Raw genomic sequence first — 15,149 nt, 5'->3', positions numbered from 1 at the left:
TTGAATCTGCGTGCAAATGCGTGACACGACCACCGGAGCCGACTACTTCGTCTCCGCTCTCTCACACTACGGCGTCACCCACCTCTTTGGCAACCCCGGAACGACCGAACTTCCCATCATGGAGGCACTCGCTGACAGCGACCTCGACTATGTCCTCGGCCTTCACGAGGACGTGGCGGTGGGGATGGCCGCTGGATACGCGAGCACGCGGCGCTACCACGGCCACCACGACGATGCCGTGAATCCGCTCGGCGTCGTGAACCTCCACGTCACGCCCGGCCTCGCCCACGGCCTTGGCAACCTCTACGACGCGAAGATGACGGGTGCACCGCTGCTCGTCACCGCCGGGAATCACGAGCGCGACTTTCGCCACGAAGAGCCGATTCTTTCGGGCGACCTCACCGAACTGGCAGACCAGTTCTGTAAGTGGTCCGCCGAAGTGCTCTCGGTCGAGGCCCTGCCGACGATGCTTCGTCGGGCGGTTCGGGTCGCGCTTACGCCGCCGACTGGGCCAGTGTTCCTCGCGCTTCCTGCCGACGTGATGCAGGCCAAAACGGACGCGGAAATCGAACGCCTCGGCCCCATCCAGAACGCCGGCGGGGGCGACCCAGCCCAAATCGAACGGGCCGCAGACCTGCTCGTGGAAGCCGACGAACCGGTGTTCGTCCTCGGCGACCACGTCGCCCGGGCGGGGTCACAGGCGGTCGAGGCCGCCGTCTCGCTCGCCGAAGCCTCGGGGGCGCGAGTTCACGGTGAGATGCTCTCCAGTGAGGTGAATTTCCCGACCGACCACGACCAGTGGGTGTCGTTCCTGCCGCCGCGAGAGGGCCTCGGGCGGATGCTCATGCAGACGGACACGCTCGTCTTCGTCGGGTGTTCGACCAACACCACGATACTCCGGCACGCAGAACCGCTCGTCTCCGCGGATACGACGTGTATCCACGTGAGCCAGGACGCCTGGGAGGTTGGCAAGAATCAGGCGGCGGATGCGGCCGTCGTGGGTGACCCCGGCCTCGTCATGGACGCGATCACGGATCGCCTCGGCGAGGTGCTCGACCCCGACGTGGCAGAACAACGCCGCCGGAAGGTGCAGACGCTGAAGCAGTCGCTCGAATCGACCATCGAACAGATGGGGGAGGACCCGAAGGAGGAGGGGGAGACGCGCGCTTCGAAGGCGCAACTCGTGGATGCAATCCGCGAGGTCGCCCCGGACGCGTACATCGTCGACGAGGGCGTCACCTCGAAGTACGCCCTGCTCACCCGCTTCCCGCTCGAAGCCGAGCAGTACATCTCGAACAAGGGCGGCGGTCTCGGCTACGGCCTGCCAGCGGCGGTCGGTGCGGCACTCGCAGAATCCATGCGCGACCAACCTCGTGACGTCCTCGGGTTCGTCGGCGACGGGTCGTACCTCTACTATCCACATGCTATCTACTCTGCGGCCCGGTACGACCTCGACCTCACCGTCGTCGTCTCGGACAACCGCAACTACCGGATTCTGAAGGACAACACCGTCGAGATGCTCGGGGGCGACTACGACGACCACGAGTTCGTCGGCATGGACTTCGAACCTGCGGTGGATATCGCGAAAAACGCGGAGAGTCACGGTGCACGCGGCCACCTCGTCGAGACGCCCGACGAAATCGAGTCAGCGCTCGCCGAGGCCCTCGATTCCTCGTGTACGGACGTACTCGACGTGCTCGTCCACGACTAGTTCGGTTCGAGTCGCACCCGCTTTCCGTCTGCCGTCTCGGGAAACAGTTTTCCCGGATTCAACGTATCGTTGGGGTCGAGTGCGCGTTTTATCGCTCGCATCGCTTCGACCGTTTCCGGCCCGTGTTCGAAGTCGAGGTACTCGCGTTTGCCGAGTCCGATGCCGTGCTCGCCGGTGGCCGTTCCCCCAAGTTCGATGGCTCGCCTGACGATGTTCGAGTAAATCTTCTCGCCCAGTTCGACTGCCTCGGGGTCCGAGTCGTCCACGAGTACGGTATAGTGGACGTTGCCGTCGCCAGCGTGGCCGAAGCAGGGCACGAGCAGGTCGTGTTCGGCGGCGAGGCGTTTTGCGAACTCGATGATTTCGGGATATTTGCTGATGGGGACGGTCACGTCACCGGGGCTGAGCGGCGTCAGGTCCGGGTCCCACGACTGGAGGGCGAAGGCCATGTCCTTTCTCGCCTCCCAGAGGTCGGCCATCGCTGCCTCGTCTGCGGCCATCTCGAAACGTAATACGTCGTGGGCTTCGAAGATAGATTTACAGAATTCGATTTCCTCCTCGATGCCGTGGTTCGCGTGGAATTCGAGGAACACCATGGGCGCGTCTGGCAGGTTCGACCCGGTGTAGGCGTTTGCAATCATCGCGCTCTCTGCGTCCATGAGTTCGATGGTGGCCACGTCCACGCCCGAGCGAATCGCGTCGAAGACGGCTCCGGCAGCGTCGTCGAGCGACTCGAACTGCGCGCGGCCACCGCGAATCTGGTCGGGGACGCCCGCGAGTTCGAGCGTCGCCCGCGTGACGACCGCGAGCGTTCCCTCGCTGCCGACGATGAGGTCTTTCAGATTGTAGCCACTCGACGTTTTGACTGCCTTGCTACCCGTCTCGATGACGGTGCCGTCCGCGAGAACGGCTTCCAGTTCGAGAACCCAGTCTCCGACCTCGCCGTATTTCACGGTCTTCATCCCGCTCGCGTCGTTCGCAATCATCCCGCCGATGGTCGAAATATCCCCGGAGGAGGGAAGCGGCGGGAAAAACAGCCCGTACTTCGCTGCCTCCTCGTCAACCGCCCCGCCCATGATGCCGGGTTCGACGTCGATTTGGAAGTCGTCGGGGCGGACGTCGAGGACGGCGTTCATCCGCGTCAGGTCCATGCTGATGCCGCCGTGGGAGGGCGTGGCGTTGCCTTCGAGGCTCGTCCCGGCGGCGTAGGGCGTCACCGGCACGCCGCGGTCGTTCGCGGCTTCGAGAACTGCGGATACGTCGGCGGTCGCTTCCGGAAACACGACCGCGTCGGGCACGACTCGACTTTCCTCTGGCGTTCCCCAGTCACCCGCATGGCTGTTTCTGGCGGACTCGCCGAAGGAGACCTGTGGCTCGTCGAGCACGTCAGAGAGGAATGAACAATCGTGAGGCATTGACACACACACGACGCTCCAGTGTCGTAAACGTATCCCGTCAGCGCGGAATGTCACTCGTGTCGATAGCTTCCCTGCGCCCGTCGAGTATGGTAAACTGCTCGCCACGCCGTCGTTCGAGCCAGTAGAGCAGACGTTCGGCCCAGTCGAGTTTCTTCGCTTTCATTGGGTCTACGGCCGGGTCGTCGAAGTCCCATCCGAGAAACGTGAGGGCTCCCGCCCCGAAGTGGTCTGCGAGAAAGGCGGCGCGGTCGCCGTCGGTGAATCCGCCGAAATTCTCGACGGGTGCGACGGGAGCAGCCTGCGTCGTCGGCAGGACGTGTTCGCGGACGAACGTCGGCACTTCTGCGCGGATGGCAGGGATGTTGTCGCCGTGAGCGTGCACCGCGACTGGCGTCCCCTCGCGGGTGAGGGTACGAATCGTCTCCGGATTCTTGTCGATGTCGGTCACCATCAGGTCCACCGCGATGCCCGCCTCGCGGAGAACGTCCGCGGCGGTCGAGGCGGCGACCACGGCGTCCGCTTCGCGTGCAATGTCGAGTTCGCCAGCGAGTGACGGGGCCGCACCAGCGATGGCGACAGTCGCCCCCGCGAGGAAGCCGAGTCTGTCGAGGTCGAATGGGTCGGTGCGCGCAGCGAGCTCGTCGCGCGCGGTCTCGTCGGCCGCTTCGGGGAACCCGAAGTCTCCGAGAATGGCGTGATAAACGGGAGACCAGGTGCTATAGTCCATGTGTCTCCACTCGATAAATCTGTATTGAGCCGGAATGGCGCATACGTGTACCCCTACCCGTAGGGCCCTTCCGGCTACCATTGGCTAATACTAAATCCTCCGGCATAAGTTTTCTCTTACCCCTAGAAGTCAGAAATTTCGACGCATACGGCTTCGAGTCGGCCAAATTCGGGTGGTATGGCTTCTGATACCTGTCCGAGCGACCTGGGCGTGCCGATGAGCAACGTCGCTCCCTTACTCCCGGCCACGACCGCGCCCGCATCGGCCGCGGCGGTGGTCAGGGCGGCCCGTTCCTCCGGTTGCAGGTCGGTCAACTCGAACACTCGCGTGACCGACTCGGCGGCGTGGCCCGGGTCGCCGCCGACGCGGGTCAGGTGTCGCGCCGCCTCGCGGGTCGTCGTCACGTCGAGTTCTTCGACGCCGAGGTCGTCATCGCGGACACGGCGGCGGCTGAATTCCCGCCCGATGAGCGCCGCGTCACGTGTTTCTGCCACGTCGTGCGTTCGGATGACGTGTGCCCCTCGCTCGACGGCCATCGACGTGGCGGCGAGGCTGACCGCGAGCGCGTCTTCGGTCGAGCGCCCGGCGATGTCCCGAAGGAAGTTCTTGCGGTTGATGGAGACGAGAATCGGCTGCCCGAGGCCGCGGAACTCTCTGAGTCGGTGGAAGGTTTCCCGGTCATCTTCGAGCGTCTTTTCTTCCGACCACCCGCCGAAGGCGGGGTCGACGATGGTCTTGTCGGTGAGGCCGTTCATCTTCAGCGCCTCGTAGATGTCGTCTACGTCCTCGATTGCACCGGGGCGGGTCAGGTCGGGCGGACTGGCCATTTTCGCCACCGCGACGTCGTACTCCGCACAGATTTCGGGCATCTTCGGGTCGGCGAACCCGCAGATGTCGTTGACCATGTCGAAGCCGTTCTGGAGGCCCTTCTCGGCTACCTCGTGATACCGCGTTTCGATGGAGAAGACGGCGTCGCCCGACACCGAGGCAATTGCCTCGATTGCGGTGTCGAGTCGGTCGAGTTCTTGTTGGGCCGAGAGCACGTCGAAGCGTTTGTTCGCCGATTCGAGGCCCACGTCCACGATGTCCGCGCCCTGGTCGATGAGTTCTCGGTCTACGTAGCTCGCCGCGTCCGCGGGGTCGTCGAAGACGCTTGGCTTGTACGGCGACTCTTCGCTCACGTTCAGGACGCCCATGATTCGCGGCGGGTGGTCGTCCCCGATTCCGAGGCCGGCGGCGTAGACCGTTTGCATGGCAGACCGAAGGGGAGCGACGGCAAAAAGCACCCCGCCATCGGCCGCAGACACGCTCTTTTTATTCACCTATCTGCTACCCCCGGATATGGCCAAGGTCAGCATCGGCGTCCGCGGGTGGCGCTTCGAGGAAGACGAGGTGTTCGACGAGGAGGGGAACCTCAAACCGCTCGCCGACATGCCGGTCGAGACGCGACGACAGGTGCTTCGCCTCACCGAAATCGTCGGTTCGCCCTGTGACGCTTGCTGGTTGATTCACGGCGACGAAGACATTCGCCGCTGTCGAATCACGCAGGTCGTCTACGGCGAACCACTCGGCGAAGTGCTCCTGTGCAACCACCACGAGGCCGACTTTCTCTACTGGTGGCGCGAAGAGGGCGGCAACGAACACGCCGGACATCTCGACATGGACGATTACTTCCACGAATGGTTCTTAGACGGCGGGCGTGCACCGGAGGGCTACGGCCCTGACGAGCACGTCGATACCGACCCGGACAGCGTGCCGAAATCGCCCCGTGACGACCAGCAGTTGCCGTCGTTAGAGGAGGAACTCGGCGTCGAGAGCATCGACGAACTCGACTTCGACAGCGTCGACTTCGGACAGGATTACCCGCGAAAATGAGCGACCTCGTCGTCGCCGTCGTGGACGCGAAGACGCCGGGCAACATCGGAACCATCGCCCGAGGAATGAAGAACTTCGGCCTCTCGGACCTCTACCTCGTGGACCCGCCGTATCTCGGCCGCGATAGCGAGGCCTACGGCTTTGCCGGCCACGCTCGTGATGACGTGCTCCCGAACGCACGCGAGGTCAGTTTCGACTACCTCGTGGAGAACTTCCACACCGTGGGGACGACGGCGGTCACGAACGAAGACGAGACGAAACACATGCGCTGGCCGTTCAAGACGCCGGTCGAACTGCGCGAATCGCTGAAATCGGTCGATACGGACACCGCCCTCATCTTCGGGCGCGAAGGCGTCGGTCTCACGAACGAGGAACTCGCCCGCGTCGACGAAGTGGTCTCGATTCCTGCGAACGCGGCGTATCCCGTGCTCAACCTCGGACAGGCGGCGACCATCGTCCTCTACGAACTGCGAGACCTCGGCGTCGATGAGTTTCAGTTGCCCGCCTCGGTCCACGAACGCGCCCCGGAAGACGAAATCGAGGGCTTTTACGGCCACTTCGCGGACTTTCTCGAATTCATCAACTACCCCGTCGAGAAGCGGTCGAAGACCCAGCGTATGCTTCGGCGACTGCTCGGCCGCGCCCATCCGACCGGTCGCGAAATCGCCACCCTCCACGGCATTCTTCGACGGGCACGCCAGCGCGCAGAGCACCCCGAACGCGCAGACGACTGAATCGCCAGTTCCGCCCCCAGCGCCGCTACACTGGCCGGATTGGTGTACTACGCCCTGCTTCTGAGCCCGATGTATCTGGGTCTCTACGCGCTCTGTGGAGGCGTCAAATACGTCGTCAGGCGACGCTGACCAACAATCCTTTTTCCGTCGCCGAAAGAGAGACGACAAGCGATGGGCAAACGTCAGCGACCACCACGACCAGACTCCGGGAGGGAACCGTGACGCAGAACCCCGAGCAGGTGCTCCGCGAGGCGGATACGGAACTGCAAACGCTGCACGACGACCTCACTGAGCACGGACGGTCGACCGTCGATGTCGTGAGCGAGGCGTACGACGAGTTCACCGCGATTCTCGACCGCTACGAGGACCGCGCCACCGACCGAGACGACTTTCAGGGGTACATCGAATTTCGCGAGAAGCTCTCGGAGCAATTGGCGTCGCTGCCCGACGACCTCCCACACCGAGACGCCTTCGAAGCCGCAGACGAGGAACTCACGACGGGCGTCACGTCCGTGCTCAAGCCGCGCAACTTCGACCGGGCGCGCGGCCACCTCGAACCCGCCCGGGAACTCGCCGAGCTGCGTGACGAGTGGGCGGAGACGAAAGAGCGCTACCGCTCTGCGCGCAGCGCACTCCAGCGCAACCGCTCTGAGCGCGAAGATGAGGTCAACGAACTGACCCGAATCCAGGAACTCGGCGCGGCGGACCTCGACGCACCGGTGGAACTCATCCACGAACCTATCGACGCGTACAACGACGCCGTGCGCGAGGCGTTCGAGTCGTTCAAGCGGTCGACATCGGCCCGGGAGGTTCTCGACCTCGTCGCAGACACCACAGCGTATCCACTCGTCGGGTTCCGGCCGCCGCCGGACAACCTTCGGCGATTCCTTGCCGATTCGCCTGCTGGAGACGAGTCTATCTCTCGCCTGCTCGACCTCGCCGACTACTCGACGTCGAAACTCGACCACTACGTGGCAGACCCGCAGGCGTTCCGTGCGAACGTGGCGACGAACCGGACGTATCTCGCGACGCTCGACGCATCTCCGCTGTGCGTCTCGTGGCCGCCCGAGTCGGCCGATGCGCTCCGCTTTCGACTCCGCGAGTACATCGCCGTGGTCGGCCGGTTCGCTGTGGACGACGTAGTCGCACTCGCCCGGGACGTGCGCGAGTGTTGTCGCCGGTCGGACTTTGAGGAGCTACGGACGAGTGCGAGCGCGCAGGCGGACCTGACGGCCGAGGAGCGAGCGCGCCTCCGCGACGGGAGCATCGACCGTGAACTCGCCGCGGCGCGGGACGAACGCGACGCTATCGACGACGTACTGGCTGCACACCCGCCGCTGGCGAAGCGATTCTGAGTCGCCGAATCGTGGGATTGCCCTCCAGCGTTCGGTGGTCACGTCATCTGTTATAGAGATTAGGCGAGAAACCTTACTACTTCAGTCGTGGGATGAATCGTCCCCAGAACGCGATGCGTTCTGGTGTCTCGGTATCCGCTGGATTCCGACGAGTCCGCAGGACCTGTGGTCCTGCGCGATGCGAACAAGACGCGAAGCGTCTTGTCCACGCCGCACGGTTCGCAACCACTGAACCCGCACGTATGAGTGCCCACACGTCGTCTCTGTGGCTGTCGGAGCGATGGACTCCCATCGACTCTCGGCAGTCCACAAACTGGCAGTTGACTCGGTGTTTGCCTCAGCAAAACGTACGCCCGTGGACACCAGACCCGACACAAAATAAGCAGGTACCTCCGAATCCTTCGCGGGATAGGAGTAACGAGGGCGTGGCACTCCCACCGGCACGTCGGACCGGAAACCCGAAGAGACCAACGAACCGCCCGTTGGTGGGCGTGGGAAGCCCACTTAGTCGTGGGAGGATGTCACAAAGACTCGGCTCACTTGGGTGAGCGAGGGCGCTCTCGCGCAGTTCTGGATTCGAGGAGACGTGTGTTGTCGTGCCGCACGTTGGCCGAAGGGCACATTAATACGAACCACTATCTGTCAACGAAGACCGTGTCAGAGGAAATATACGGGCAACGCGACCGATCGGGCGTCGGAGCGCGACAGATGGGCCACGGAGTTCCGTGATGGTGGGACTACGTGGAGTGCTCGGTTCGGGGTCGCTCCCGACTGAGATGCAATCGTGGGAAGACCGGCCCGAGAGCGTCTCGTACGATTTCGACGCACCGAGCGTCGAGTTCTCGCTCTCGGTCCACGAGTTACTCGCCGGCGAACAGCCGGTTTCTGTCGATGGCCATCGGACGCTCTGGCTGTGGGGTGACGTCTATGGCCACGGTGGACTCGCGGAATACACGCCAAAGCCGTCGGGCGTAGACGGCCCAACATACGTCGCACGGCTCCTCGCTGACCACGGCCACGACATCCTCCCGGCGCTGAACGGCGAGTTCCTCATCGTCATCCACGACGAGCGCGCGGACGAACTCAAGCTCATCACCGACCGCTTCGCCAGTCGGAGCGTTTACTATACACGACCGACAGCGGATTCGTTCGTCTTCACCTCGGACATCCAGGCGCTCACCGCCTACCCCGACTTCGAGGCGGCGTTCGACCTGCCGAAGCTGTATCAGTACCTCCAGCTCAGGCGCGTGTTCGGCGTCGAGACGCCCCTCGAAGGCGTTACGGAATTACAACCGGCATCGGTGACGACTATCGACCTCGCGGACCTGTCCCTGGAATCGAGGTGCTATTGGCGACCCCATTACGACCCCGTCGACAAGCCGTTTTCCTACTTCGTCGATACCCTCGCAGAGACGTTACAGGACCTGTTCGCGGAGTGGACGCGCGACGACCTTACCTACGGCACGCTGTTGAGCGGCGGCGCGGACTCACGATTGATTCAGGCCACCCTCGACCAGCCAGCGATTGGCTTTCACAACGCAGACTGGATGAGCCACGAAGCCGAGGTGGCAAAGCGCGTCGCGGAGACCGCAGGTGACGAGTTCCGCCTGCTCGAACGCTACGACGACCACGAAGCACGAACGCTGGCGCGAACGCCGCGGCGGGCGAACTTCAGCGGCTGGTTCGACCAGGCCTACTTCAGCGAGTTCGAAGCCGAAATCGTCTCCTCGGTGGACGTGCTTGTTACGGGCCTGTTCGCGGATATGCTGTTCGACGGCGAATCGTTCGAGACGCGCTCACTGTCGCTCGGCCCGGTCGGGACGGTTCCGCTTCCGGCGCGAGAATCCATCGACACCATCGACGACTATCTCGACGCAAAACTTGCAGAGAGCACCGACCGTCTTCCGTACTTTACCCCAAAGTACTCATTGCGAGATGAACTGCGAACAAATATCTACTGGGACGGCGACGGTATCGTAAGCCATGGGGTACGGTACGAATCGCTCACAGACCTCGCAATGTACAGCGATTACTATCCGTTCGGGGGAGATACCGAAGCCATCTTCCCGCGCAGTCTCATGCACATGCGCCCCGTCCGAACACCCCTGTTAGACAATCGCATCTTCGACCTCCACCAGCAAATTCCGATGAAGTACTGTGCAAGACGCAACGTCGTCAACGCGGCTCTCGACGCGGTGAGTCCCGACCTCGCCGCGATTCCACACGCCAGAACCGGGGTTCCACTCTCGTACGCCTACCCGTTCGAATACATTGGTGGCATGATCACTGCCTTCTACAGAAAGCACATCCACGACCGGCCGACTCCGGCCCCGCACATCGACCACAGTCCGTGGCCGAACCGCACCGAACTGCTCGGCGCGAAGTGGTTCGCCCCGGATACGTTCGACCGGCGGGCCGACCTGATTCGCGCCCTGCCCTTCCTCGACGCGTCGGGAATCGAGGAGACCTACGAAGCCCACCTCGACGGCGACGATCACATGACACTTCTCTACTCCCTCCTCACGCTTCTCGAGATGCCCGTCACCGAAGCAGTCGCCCGCTCGTCGTCTCCCGACGACTCCCTCACCCTGGGTACCGGGCCGAACGCGGACCGGGAACCGTCCACGCCGGAGGGGTCCCCGTGAGTGTCGAAGGGCAGACAGAACAGGCCCAGCGCGCCTCGATGAACACGGAACTGTTCGGCGTCTTCGGCAGTCAGGGTGATTTCGAGCGATTCCGATCGGTAGACGAGTTCGACACCGTCGTGAGTGAATCGGCGGCGACCGTCGGGGTCAGATCCCACAGCCTGGGCATCCGCGGGTGCAGTTCGCTCTACACGGGAACCGAAGGCACCTGTATCATCTTCGGCGAGGCGTATCCGCGCGGCGAGAGCACGCCGAACACAGCACGGTGGCTGCTCGACCGCTACGCCGACTCTGGCCTCGACGCACTCTCGCAACTCAACGGCTCGTACCTCGCGTTTATCGCGTACGAGGGCGACTCGTTCGTGGCGACGGACTCGATTCGGTCCTGGGAGTGTTACTACACTGAGGTGGACGGCAAGCGTGTGTTCAGCACCGACATCGCGATGCTGAAACACCTCGTCTCAGACCCGACGCCAGACCGCCGGTCCGTACTCGAATTCCTCCACCTCGGAACCGTCCTCGGCGAGCGAACCCTGTTCGAGGAGATTTCACGCGCCCCGCTGGATAGCTGCTTGACGGCGACCGACATTCGTCCCCTCTCGCGGTTTACATACGAACCACAGGAGTTCGACTACGTCAGCGAACTCACGACCCGACTCCGGCGGGCGGTCCACCTCCGTTCGCACTTCCCCGGGAAGAAGGGCATCCTCCTCTCGGGTGGTAAAGACTCGCGAGTCTTCCTCTCGCAGCTGCCCGATATCGAACAGACGTACACCATCGGACGGGAGAATTCGCGGGAGGTACGCGTCGCGCGGCGAATCGCAAATCAGTACGACGCCGCCCACTCCGTGCTCGAACCGAGCGACCGCTACCTCTCTACGAGCGACGAGAAGTTGCGCTACTCTCAGTCGATAAAAGAGGCGCTCCACATCCACCACGCCGGCTACGACGACCTGCTCGACGTCGACGTGATGTACCACGGCCTGCTGTTCGACACCCTGTTCAAGGGGTACTTCCTCGAGTGGGACGGTGTCGAGGTCCTCGGCTCGAAACTCCCCTCCACGACGCTCGTCTCCGACCCGAACCCGGTCGACTCGCTGCTCTCGACCCTCGGCTTCTTCCCCGGCCCGAGCGAGCGGTTGACCCAATTCGTCGGCGCGACGTTCCCGGAACTCGACCTCGATATCGACTCCCCGCGGGAATTCCTCAAATCGAGCCTCCAAGAGGAACTGAACCGCTGCTGGGACCGCACCGACTCCGTCCACAACGCGATGGACCTGCTGGTCATCCGCAACCAGCCGGTGATGCCCTTCCGGACACAACTGGCCGACAACTACCACGAACCGTTCGTCGCCATCGACACCCGCCTGCTCGACTGGCACCTGAAGACGCCGCCGGAACACCGCAACAGCGAGACGTTCCGCAAGGCGCTCTTGCGCATCGACGGCGACATCCTCCATCACCGCCCGCCGAGCCAACCCCACGACTCGAACAAAATCAACCAGCTCGAACGCTTTTTCCGCCGAAAACTCCCGTTCGTCGAGGAGTTCGAACCCGCGTGGCCAAATCGCAAGCAGATTTACGACGAGTACGGCCTCGCAGAGAAGTTGTTCCCCGACAACCGCGAGATTCACACGCTTCCGGTGCGCCTCCAGTTGCGTGTCCACAACACGCGCTGGTGGCTCGACCGATAACGACCTGGAACCCGGCCAAGGCTTAAGGCTGGGACTCCTCTCGTGTCTGTATGGATGATATTTTCGTCGCGCAACTCATGTCCACCTCGCTCAAGACCGTCTCCCTGGACACGCTCGTAGAGGACGCCGCCCAGTTGATGCTGGAGAACAAGATTGGCTCGGTCATCGTCACGGACGAGGCCAACCACCTCGAAGGCATCCTCACGACCACCGACTTCGTGAAAATCGTCGCCGAACAAAAGCCGAAAGACCAGACGCCCGTCTCCAAGTACATGAGCACGGACGTCATTACGACGACGGCGCAAGTCTCTATTCGCGACGTCGCAGACGAGATGATAGAACACGGCTTCCACCACATGCCCGTCGTCGAAGATGGCGAAGTGCTCGGTATCATCACGACGACTGACTTAGCGAAGTACCTCTCGAACGTTCACACGGTCAGTTCGTAAGCTTCGTATTTTCGGTTAGAACTGATTTGTTGGTTCGGCAACGAGGATTACGCACTACTCGTCGTATCGTTCGGGAAGGTGCAGTAACGCTCCTGGTGATGCATGATAATCGGGCCGGTCAACTCGCCGTCCACGATATCTGCCCCGATACCATAGCATTCCCTTGCGTACGGTTCGGTTTCGTAGCGAACCCCTTCCGAACTGTTGTTCAACCGGATGAGGATACTGTAGTCACGCGTCGTATTCGAGATTCCGTCTGGCCTGATGAGCGCGCCGTGGGTGACACTCTCATTGCTGGCCGCGATGTGCTGGGTCGACCAATGTTCGATGCTCCCATTGTGGAGGATGAGGATATCGACCGTGTACGGTTTCGAGTCCTCATTTGCAACGTAAACATCGGCAAAGACATCGGGGCCTGGATGGCCGTCCTCTTCCGTCCCACCGAGTCCGCCACACCCTGCAAGAACGACGAGAAGGGCAACACCAAAAACACGGAAATCCATAGTTTCCGCTCGAAGCACACTGCTAAATATCTTGCCACCTACGGCAGAAGAAAAGGACGCGAGACGCTACGAACGCTTTTGAATCTCCTCGCGGAGAATCGAACTGACGACTTCGCCTTCTGCTTTGCCGCGGAGTGCGCCCATGGACTCGCCCATCAGCGCGGAGAACGCGCCCATGCCCTGTTCTTTGACCTGGTCCTCGTTTCGTTCGACGACTTCCACGATGATTTCACGGACTTCGTCTGCGCCGGCAGAGCCGAGCCCTTCCTGTTCTGCGGCCGTCTCTGCGTCCAGTTCAGGATTCTTCGCGAGCGCGGCGAGGAGTTCTGGAATCCCCTCTTTTGCCAGCTCACCGTCTGCGAGCAGTTGGAAGACGCCCTCGAAGTGCTTCTCGGTGAGTTGCCTCACGGGCACGTCGTCGCGGCGGAGTTCAATGACCGTGCTCTCGACGACGTTTGCGGCGGTGTTCGCGTCCACGCCCATCTCCACGCCGCGTTCGAACAGCGGCATGCGCCGCGAGTAGGCCATCTGGTTCGCGAGGTCCGCGTTGAAGCCGTATTCCTTCTGGTAGCGCTCTTCCTTCTCGGTGAGGAGTTCCGGAATCTCGACTTCAGAGGGGTCTAAGTCCACCGGTGGAACGTCCGTCTCGGGGTACATCCGGGCCGCGCCGGGGAGTGGCCGGAGGTACTGGGAGGTGCCGTCTTCGTTCGCGCCGCGCGTCTCTTCTGGGACTTCTTCGAGGGCCACGGTCGCGCGAGCGGCGACGGCCTCGATTGCCTGTTCGGCCACGTCTGCGCCCGCGGCGACCATGGCGACGGCGTCGGCTTCGCCTGCGCCGACTGCCTCGCGGAGGGCGTCTACTTCCTCCTGGGTCACGCCGTAGGCGGGGAGTTCGTCGGTGTGGAAGATGCCGCCCGCGCCGTTGCGTTTGGCGTGGTCTGCGAACTCCGTGCCGAGGCGGCGGTCAGGCTGAATCTCCGCGCCGACGAGGCCGTCGAAGCCAAAGAGGGGGACGGCCATCGCCTTGCCGCCGGCGTCGAGTGCACCCTTGATGACGCCGCTCTCAGAGTCTGCGAACACGTCGGTCACGTCCTGTACGTTCCCGACGCTCGCGCCGCGCTCGTTCAGTTTGTCCTTGAGTTCGAGCAGGCGAACCTGCCGGTGGACTTCGTTGTGCACGAGGTCCTCGATGCCGTCGAGACTCTGGACGCCTTTCATTTCGACGCGCGCGCCGTCGGCGATGGAGACGTTCACGTCCTGGCGGATGGTCCCGAGACCGCGTTTGACCTGCCCCGTAGAGCGAAGCAGCATCCCGATCTGTTCGGCGGCCTCGCGGGCCTGTGCCGGCGTTCGGATGTCCGGTTTCGTGCCGATTTCGACCAGTGGAATGCCGAGGCGGTCTAAACCGAAGGTGACCGCGCGGTCAGATTCCTCGATGCGCTGGGCGCTCTCCTCTTCGAGCATGAGGTCCTCGATGCCCACGGGCCCCTCGGAGGTTTGAATCTCGCCGTCGCCCGCGATGAGGGTCGTCCGCTGGAACCCGGACGTGTTCGAGCCATCGACCACGATTTTGCGCATGATTTGCGCCTGGTCGAGCGCGTCCATGTCGAGCAATTGGGCGATTTCGAGGACGACCGTGACCGCTTCGTGGTCGAGGCGGTGGGGCGGTTCGTCGTCTTCTTCGACGAGACAGGTGGTGTCGTAGGCGAGATAGGTGAACTCGCGTTCGACGCGGCTTTCTTCGACGGCGGCGTCGTCCAGTTCGCCGAGTTCGGAGCGCGTCGGATGGAGATAGCGAGTGAAACTGCGCACCGACTCGTCGGGTTCCCGGCGGACCGTCGGACAGTTACAGAACAGTTTGCTCGCGGTGTCGAGTTGCTGGTGAATCTCGAGCCCCGCGATAAGGCCGAGTTCCTCGTAATCGTACTCACTCATTACTCGGCGATGGGGTATCGAAGGGCAAAAAACCATCCAGTCGCCGGCGGGCGTGCGCGACTGGCTATTGAGCCCTCCCGAGTGGTCAATTGGGCTCTTAGCA

12 protein-coding genes are annotated in these 15,149 nt (G+C 62.8%); 7 read left to right on the top strand and 5 right to left on the bottom strand.

Features of this window, described 5'->3' with window-relative positions:
* Nucleotides 1–16 precede the first annotated feature (16 nt).
* Complete coding sequence (locus P1M51_RS07170) at nt 17–1,711, top strand: thiamine pyrophosphate-binding protein (protein ID WP_276247501.1); 1,695 nt, start codon at nt 17–19, stop codon at nt 1,709–1,711.
* Here P1M51_RS07170 and P1M51_RS07165 read toward each other — a convergent pair.
* The 3 genes from P1M51_RS07165 to folP form a co-directional block, all read right to left on the bottom strand.
* Complete coding sequence (locus P1M51_RS07165; protein WP_276274939.1) at nt 1,708–3,126, bottom strand: FAD-binding oxidoreductase; 1,419 nt, start codon at nt 3,124–3,126, stop codon at nt 1,708–1,710. The two genes, P1M51_RS07170 and P1M51_RS07165, sit on opposite strands and share 4 nt — an antisense overlap.
* Before the next feature lie 40 nt (nt 3,127–3,166).
* A complete protein-coding gene (locus P1M51_RS07160) occupies nt 3,167–3,856 on the bottom strand; it encodes a 6-hydroxymethylpterin diphosphokinase MptE-like protein (RefSeq protein WP_276274938.1) in 690 nt (229 codons plus the stop codon).
* A 122-nt stretch (nt 3,857–3,978) separates the two neighbouring features.
* Nucleotides 3,979–5,109 carry a dihydropteroate synthase gene (gene folP, locus P1M51_RS07155; RefSeq protein ID WP_276274937.1) on the bottom strand — a complete coding sequence of 377 codons (1,131 nt, stop codon included), beginning with the start codon at nt 5,107–5,109 and terminating at the stop codon, nt 3,979–3,981.
* Nucleotides 5,110–5,197: 88 nt separating this feature from the next.
* On the opposite strand from folP, the gene P1M51_RS07150 reads away from it, so the two are divergent.
* The 6 genes from P1M51_RS07150 (at nt 5,198) to P1M51_RS07125 (ending at nt 12,608) form a co-directional block, all read left to right on the top strand.
* Nucleotides 5,198–5,731, top strand: a complete 534-nt coding sequence (locus P1M51_RS07150) for a hypothetical protein (protein WP_276247497.1) — start codon at nt 5,198–5,200, stop codon at nt 5,729–5,731.
* Nucleotides 5,728–6,465 (top strand): RNA methyltransferase, encoded by a 738-nt coding sequence (locus P1M51_RS07145; protein ID WP_276247496.1) that lies wholly within the window; start codon nt 5,728–5,730, stop codon nt 6,463–6,465. The genes P1M51_RS07150 and P1M51_RS07145 overlap by 4 nt, the downstream gene beginning before the upstream one ends.
* Before the next feature lie 218 nt (nt 6,466–6,683).
* Nucleotides 6,684–7,820, top strand: a complete 1,137-nt coding sequence (locus tag P1M51_RS07140) for a hypothetical protein (RefSeq protein ID WP_276274936.1) — start codon at nt 6,684–6,686, stop codon at nt 7,818–7,820.
* Between the two features lie 728 nt (nt 7,821–8,548).
* Complete coding sequence (locus P1M51_RS07135) at nt 8,549–10,465, top strand: asparagine synthase-related protein (protein ID WP_276247494.1); 1,917 nt, start codon at nt 8,549–8,551, stop codon at nt 10,463–10,465.
* Entirely contained in the window at nt 10,462–12,159 is a 1,698-nt protein-coding gene (locus P1M51_RS07130) for a hypothetical protein (RefSeq protein WP_276274935.1), read from the top strand. Before P1M51_RS07135 ends, P1M51_RS07130 begins: the two co-directional genes overlap by 4 nt.
* 50 nt (nt 12,160–12,209) lie before the next feature.
* A complete protein-coding gene (locus P1M51_RS07125; RefSeq protein WP_276274934.1) occupies nt 12,210–12,608 on the top strand; it encodes a cyclic nucleotide-binding/CBS domain-containing protein in 399 nt (132 codons plus the stop codon).
* A 47-nt stretch (nt 12,609–12,655) separates the two neighbouring features.
* On the opposite strand, the gene P1M51_RS07120 is transcribed toward P1M51_RS07125, so the two are convergent.
* Together P1M51_RS07120 and gatE are read right to left on the bottom strand one after the other, a co-directional pair.
* Nucleotides 12,656–13,111 (bottom strand): hypothetical protein, encoded by a 456-nt coding sequence (locus P1M51_RS07120; RefSeq protein WP_276274933.1) that lies wholly within the window; start codon nt 13,109–13,111, stop codon nt 12,656–12,658.
* Nucleotides 13,112–13,177: 66 nt separating this feature from the next.
* Nucleotides 13,178–15,046, bottom strand: coding sequence for a Glu-tRNA(Gln) amidotransferase subunit GatE (gene gatE / locus P1M51_RS07115; protein ID WP_276274932.1), 1,869 nt, complete (start codon nt 15,044–15,046; stop codon nt 13,178–13,180).
* Between the last annotated feature and the right edge of the window lie 103 nt (nt 15,047–15,149).

Origin of the sequence: Haladaptatus sp. QDMS2, from assembly GCF_029338295.1 — an archaeon.
Classification (GTDB): Archaea; Halobacteriota; Halobacteria; order Halobacteriales; family Halococcaceae; genus QDMS2.
This window is presented reverse-complemented; position numbering and strand designations above follow the sequence as displayed.